Genomic DNA, 4,509 nt, shown 5'->3' with positions numbered 1-4,509 from the left:
GCAATAATTTCCTCAACACCGCCGTCTTGCGCTCCTCAGAATATCCGCTCATCTCCGTTCACTTTCCGCCCCCAGTCCAAAATTAAATCAACTCGGGTGACGCGACATCTTCCCTGACACCGGGGGATATTGCCGACATCCTTCAAATGCCTGTCGCTCAGTTACTGTCTGAGTCCACCAACCTTATTAATGATCAAGGGTTGCTGCTCCAGAATTTGATTGCCAACTTATCTGAAGTTGATCGGCAATTGGTGATCGACATGGTAGGGGTGTGGTGCAACCGCTTAAGGAAACCGGATTGAGGTTGTCTCTTCACCAGCCAAACAACCCACGTTTTTTCAGAAATCCGTGGGTTGCTAAAACCTGCGAAGCCCCGTAAACAAAGGGCTGGAGGGTAGGATCCACTCTCTATTGTATTGTAGAAAACCATAGCCACATAGAGTAGGCTCTGCCCCCCGCTGCCCCGCTCAACTCAGCCCTCCCGACAATTCAATTCCCCCCGCCTTCCTTGGTATAAGAAATGGGTAGTACCCCCCATTTAATTCCCAAGGAGCAGGAACATGGATTTTCTCAAACAACTTTTGTTCACAGTCTTTCTCGCTATCGCTAATTTCATCACCCGATATTACGGGGAAATGGCGTAACCCACTCACCGCAGTAGCACTCGCCCCGCACAGCATTCAACACGGCCCATTACGTGGCACCCACACAGCCCCTTACAGGGAATAACACACAGCCCCTTTATGGGGCTTTTCTCATTTCAAAAAGGAAAATAATCATGGCACATCTCGTCGAAAACATGGCCTTTGTCGGAGCCGCTCCCTGGCACGGACTGGGAAACCAACTCCCGCAAAATCAGCCCCTTGAAGTCTGGCAGAAGGAAGCGGGTATGGACTGGGAAATCAGGGAGTCCGAGGTTCTGTACATGGCGGACTACAAGATCCAATCCTACGCTGACAGCAAAGTTCTTCACCGTTCAGATACAGGAAAAGCCTTGTCCGTGGTCTCGAAACGGTACCAAGTCGTCCAGCCCAGAGAGGTCTTGGGCTTCTACCGGGATCTGGTCTCCGTGGGGGGCTTTGAACTCGAAAGCGCTGGGGTCTTGAAAGACGGAAAGAAACTCTGGGCTCTGGCCAGAACGGGGCAGGAAACCCTGCTCAAAGGCGGGGATAAGGTCAAGGCTTACCTGCTACTGGCCACCAGTTGTGACGGTACCTTGGCCACCACGGCGCAGTTCACCAGTGTGCGCGTTGTGTGCAACAACACCTTGCAACTGGCTGTGGGGGACAGCAAGGGAGCCGTCAAGGTTCCTCACTCCACCAGTTTTGACCCCAAACAAGTCAAACAGGCACTGGGACTGGGCATTTCAGCCTGGGACGAGTTCATGGGTTCCATGCAGGCACTGACTGAGCGTAAGACCAACAAGTTTGAAGCCATGAATTTCTTAGTGGATGTCCTGGGGGATCCGAGTCTGCCCTTGCAGGAGCAGCCCAACCAGAAAGCCTTGCAAGCCGTCTATGCCCTCTACTCGGGGGAAGGTAAGGGCTCAAATCTGGCGTCGGCCTCGGGTACGGCTTGGGGGCTGGTCAACGCGGTGACTGACTACGTGGACCACTCACGCAGAGCCAGAAGCGAGGACAACCGCCTTGACTCGGCCTGGTTCGGGCAGGGGTCTCAGATCAAACAGAAAGCGTTTGAGAGAGCCGTAGCATTGGCAGCGTAGGTCCGTGTGACACCCACAGCCAGAACGTGCAGCAGAGGCGTTTCTGGCAGGTTTGTTGGGGGTGTATATCAGAGACTGCCCACGTTCAGAGCCTAGGCTTTGGCGTGGGTTTTGTATTTGTATTTCAAGGAGAAAAAACATGAGCAAAGCAGCAGTAAGACTTGTATCCACCAGGGATTTGAGCCGGGACGAGTGGCTCTCAGTCAGGCAAAACGGTGTCGGTGGCAGTGACGCAGCAGTTGCCGTGGGATTGTCTCAGTACAAAAGTCCACTGGAACTGTGGCTGGAGAAAACGGGCAGAAAGCCAGCAGACGACCTCTCGGCCAACGATGCTGTGTACTGGGGGGTGGCACTGGAGGCCATCATTGCAAATGTCTATGCAGAAAAAACCGGAGCCAAGGTCAGACGACTTAACGCTGTGCTGCAACACCCCGAGTACCCATTCATGCTGGTGAACCTCGACAGGGTGGTTTCTCACCCCACGGATGGCAGCGGCCTGCTGGAAGTGAAAACTGCCGGGGCCAGAAGCGAGGGTTACTGGGAGGAAGGTGTCCCTGAAGTGTATCAGTGCCAGGTGCTGCACCAGTTGGCAGTGACCGGAAAACCTTGGGCAGACGTGGCGGTATTAATCGGAGGCAACGACTTCAGGGTCTTCCGGATTGACCGGGACGAGGACAAGATTCAAGCCCTGATCCAGTTGGAGCAGCAGTTCTGGCAGCACGTTATTGACGACACACCCCCGAGCCCAGATGGGTCTGAGAGCAGTGGACGGGCATTGGCTTGGATGTATCCCAGCGACCGTGGTGAGGTCTTGGACTACAGCGAGGACGGGGCGATGAATAAATTGTTTGCGGATTACTTGACCACCCGGCAAGCCCAAAACGAAGTTGAAGCCAGGGAAGCCTTACTGAAACAGCAGTTGCAGGAAAAGTTGGGCGAAGCCACTGGGGCCGTGTTCCAGCAAGGAAAAATCACTTGGAGGAAAGCCAAGGACTCCAGCCCCACGGACTTCAAACTGCTGGCGGCAGAGAATCCGGGTCTGGTGGCGAAGTACGTCAGTACCAAAGAGGGAAGCCGCCGGTTTCTGGTTCAGGTAGGGAAATAGTAGAGGTACCCCAGTCAGCAGCCACGGTTGTTGTCTGGGGTTTATTTTGAAACTTTGAAAGGAGCATTTACCATGATTAAAGGCTTGGCCATAACCCCACCAGTGCTGGGGCGTATCACCATCGGTAAGGTTGTTGAGAAAAACGGGAAGCGTTTACCGGAAAAGGACGACGCTTTCACTATTACCACCCAGGTTCAGAACCGGGACGGGTGGCTTTTGCATCCTCTGCACCAGAAGTTGGTCGAAGTTTCCAGCAACGGAAAGATCAGGTCGATTCCAGTGAAGTTGCTTTTCAACAGCAGTGATCTGAATCTGAGAGCAGAGTACAGCCTGTTTGACAGGACCACGGGCAGGCCAGTCTGTGTGGGGAATGGTGAAACAGCCAGGCGGGTGGGCCACGAGGGTATTTCGGAGTGTGCCTGCCCCAGTCCGGAGGGGTGTGAGTTTGGGGGGAAAGTCGGGTGCAAACCCTACGGAAGGCTGAATGTGCATATTGAGGGACAGGACGAGGAGTTGAGTAGTTTCATCTTCCGCACCACGGGTTTTAATTCCATCCGAACTCTGACGACGCGGCTACGCTATTTCGAGGCAGTGAGCCAGGGAAATAGCCGGTACCTGCCCCTGCAACTGAAACTCCGGGCCAAGTCCACCACCCAAAGTCACAGAGTCCCAGTGTATTACGTGGACCTGTGCCTACGCGACGGGGTAAGTCTGAACGAAGCCGTTTCTCAGGCCATCGGCGAGGCCCGGAATGTAGCAGAAGCCGGGGTGGACATAAAGGCACTGGAACGGGTAGCCAAGCAGGGTTTTGGGAATGGTGCCTTTGAGGACAGCGAGGAAGAAGGCGTGGCCATTGTCGAGGAGTTCTTCCCGGAAACTGAGACTGGAGAGGTTGTCCCTGACACGGGCAAAGTAACTGCGGTCAAGTCCAAGTTGACAGCCCGGCTTGGGGGGACAGTGCCCACCTATGCAGCACAGGCAGAGGAAGAGGTGGCGGCATGATGTTCAAACTCCTGTTCTGGTCTGTGGGGACGCCTTTGTTACTGATCTTGGTTGGGGTAGCATGGCTGGGCTTCGTGCTGTGGGTGGGGCACCTTGTGGTGGAGAGTTTCCAAAGTTGAGGGTGGGTGGAAAGGCCCTGTCTGGTGACGGGGCTTTTTTCGACAGGTTGGGGGGTGGCTAGTCCCGAAATCTGTTACACCTCCGAAATATGCAGTGTAACAAGGGGAATTTATAACTTATTGTATTTATTATAAATATTTAAATGTTACACTGTAACACCTGTAACACCTCAAAATAATAATGCTTATACCCCTCATTCCCTTGCCAGGCTGAAGAGTTCTTCCCTACGGCCTGACTGCAAAGCCGGTCTTCTATCTTAAGATTTGCCTTTTCGTGGTGTAACAGGTGTAACGGGTGTTACAAGTCGTAAATTTGGTTAAAATACAATAAGTTAACTGTGTTACACCAAACCAGAAAATATTTCCGGTTGGTGTAACAGACTATCATGCTGCCTGCGCCATTTCTTCCTCGCTTTGAAGAAGTTCTGGCTTAATTACGTAAACCCGTTTAGGCCCCATTCCAGGAGGTCTCTTGACAACCGTAGATTTGCCAGCAGTATCCAATTCCAGATAGCCGTATTTTTTCAATACGTTCGTTACCAACGTGGAATCAAGGCCTG

The 4,509-nt window shown here is 53.1% G+C and carries 4 protein-coding genes; all 4 read left to right on the top strand.

What is annotated here, in order from left to right:
* Positions 1-778: 778 nt before the first annotated feature.
* Positions 779-1,723, top strand: coding sequence for a DUF932 domain-containing protein (locus tag IV91_RS0113605; RefSeq protein WP_031599349.1), 945 nt, complete (start codon positions 779-781; stop codon positions 1,721-1,723).
* Positions 1,724-1,862: 139 nt separating this feature from the next.
* Positions 1,863-2,828, top strand: a complete 966-nt coding sequence (locus tag IV91_RS0113600; RefSeq protein ID WP_031599347.1) for a YqaJ viral recombinase family nuclease — start codon at positions 1,863-1,865, stop codon at positions 2,826-2,828.
* 72 nt (positions 2,829-2,900) lie between these two features.
* A complete protein-coding gene (locus tag IV91_RS0113595; protein ID WP_051862743.1) occupies positions 2,901-3,830 on the top strand; it encodes a recombination directionality factor in 930 nt (309 codons plus the stop codon).
* Positions 3,827-3,949, top strand: a complete 123-nt coding sequence (locus tag IV91_RS19560) for a hypothetical protein (RefSeq protein WP_264753748.1) — start codon at positions 3,827-3,829, stop codon at positions 3,947-3,949. The genes IV91_RS0113595 and IV91_RS19560 overlap by 4 nt, the downstream gene beginning before the upstream one ends.
* Positions 3,950-4,509: the final 560 nt, after the last annotated feature.

Origin of the sequence: Ferrovum myxofaciens (assembly GCF_000735045.1) — a bacterium.
Lineage (GTDB): Bacteria > Pseudomonadota > Gammaproteobacteria > Burkholderiales > Ferrovaceae > Ferrovum > Ferrovum myxofaciens.
This window is presented reverse-complemented; position numbering and strand designations above follow the sequence as displayed.

Bases quoted from the DNA above. Each gene is read 5' to 3' on its own strand.
- IV91_RS0113605 (WP_031599349.1), top strand. From the start codon at position 779: ATGGCACATCTCGTCGAAAACATGGCCTTTGTCGGAGCCGCTCCCTGG.
- IV91_RS0113600 (WP_031599347.1), top strand. From the start codon at position 1,863: ATGAGCAAAGCAGCAGTAAGACTTGTATCCACCAGGGATTTGAGCCGG.
- IV91_RS0113595 (WP_051862743.1), top strand. From the start codon at position 2,901: ATGATTAAAGGCTTGGCCATAACCCCACCAGTGCTGGGGCGTATCACC.
- IV91_RS19560 (WP_264753748.1), top strand. From the start codon at position 3,827: ATGATGTTCAAACTCCTGTTCTGGTCTGTGGGGACGCCTTTGTTACTG.